At 59.8% G+C, this 1,326-nt stretch carries 1 protein-coding gene; it reads left to right on the plus strand.

Annotated elements, in window-relative coordinates; genetic code table 11:
• Nucleotides 1-1,030: sensor histidine kinase (locus MRBLMC3_RS16145; protein ID WP_363830484.1), on the plus strand; the 1,030-nt coding region annotated here is incomplete at its 5' end.
• Nucleotides 1,031-1,326 lie beyond the last annotated feature (296 nt).

A 1,326-nucleotide genomic window follows, 5' to 3' on the forward strand; every position in this document is an offset into this window, starting at 1 on the left:
AAGGGGCATCATCGTGAACCGAGTTATCCATCCTGACGTCGTGCGCAATCTGGCGCTGGCGATCCTCGCCTCATCCACCGCGCCTGCGCTGCTGCTCGACGGAGATCTCACCGTGATAGCCGGCAGCTCATCCTTCTACGCCGCCTTCGCTCTTGTGCCGAAAAACGTGGCCGGACGGCCTGTATTCAAACTCGGCGCCGGTGAGTGGGACGTACCGCAGCTTCGCTCGCTGCTCAGCGCAACGCTCTGCGGTCATGCAAGGATCGAGGCTTATGAAATGGACCTCAAGGGCGGTGCCGCTCCACGGCGGCTGATGCTCAATGCCCAGAAGCTCGACTATGGCGACACCGAACAGGTTCGCCTGCTCCTGACCATCTCCGACGTGACCGAAGCGCGCATCAGCGAAAAACTCAAGGATGACCTGCTGCGCGAGAAGGCGATCCTGCTCAAGGAACTCCAGCATCGCGTTGCCAACAGCCTCCAGATCATCGCCAGCGTGCTCATGCAGAGCGCGCGGCGGGTGCAATCCGAGGAGGCACGAGGCCATCTCCACGACGCCCACAACCGGGTAATGTCGATCGCGACCCTTCAACAGCAGCTTGCGGCATCGAGGCTCGGCGATGTCGAACTGCGTGGCTATTTCACCCAACTCTGCGAAAGCCTCGGTGCTTCGATGATCCACGATCATGACCAACTGTCGATCGCGGTTACGGCCGACGGCAGCAGTGTGAACGCGGATATCTCGGTCAGTCTGGGGCTGATTGTCACCGAGCTGGTGATTAACGCGCTTAAGCATGCTTTCCCGGGCGAACGCAGCGGCAAGATCCTGGTCGATTACCACTCCCATGAAGCAAACTGGACATTGTCAGTCAGCGACAACGGCGTGGGCACACCGGAGTCGCTGGCGGACGCCAGGCCGGGTCTTGGCACCAGCATTGTCGAAGCACTGGCCAATCAACTGGAAGCCACCGTCGAAACCGAGGGCGGATACCCTGGAACTACGGTCTCAGTCACGCACAGCGAGGTTTGAACTTCCTGGTCCGTGATCACGGCGGGATAGTCTCCAAGGATCGGGGCGGGAGCTGTCGCCCGAAAGACGCGCCGTTCAAGACTGTCACGCCCAGGAGGTTGGGTACATTGGACACGGTTATGAGCTCGGACTGTTCGACGAGTTTGTCATCAAGCACGATCTTAGATGATCTCAGCGCGGTATCCAGTCGTGGCAGGCGCTTTATTCCAGTATCGACCACTCCGTTCCAGCCAAACTGCAGCCTTACCTGCGACATCTCTTCGCGGCTACGTCACACCCTCTCCGAGAAGCTGAAC

Source organism: Sphingobium sp. LMC3-1-1.1 (assembly GCF_040676285.1).
Taxonomy (GTDB): Bacteria; Pseudomonadota; Alphaproteobacteria; order Sphingomonadales; family Sphingomonadaceae; genus Sphingobium.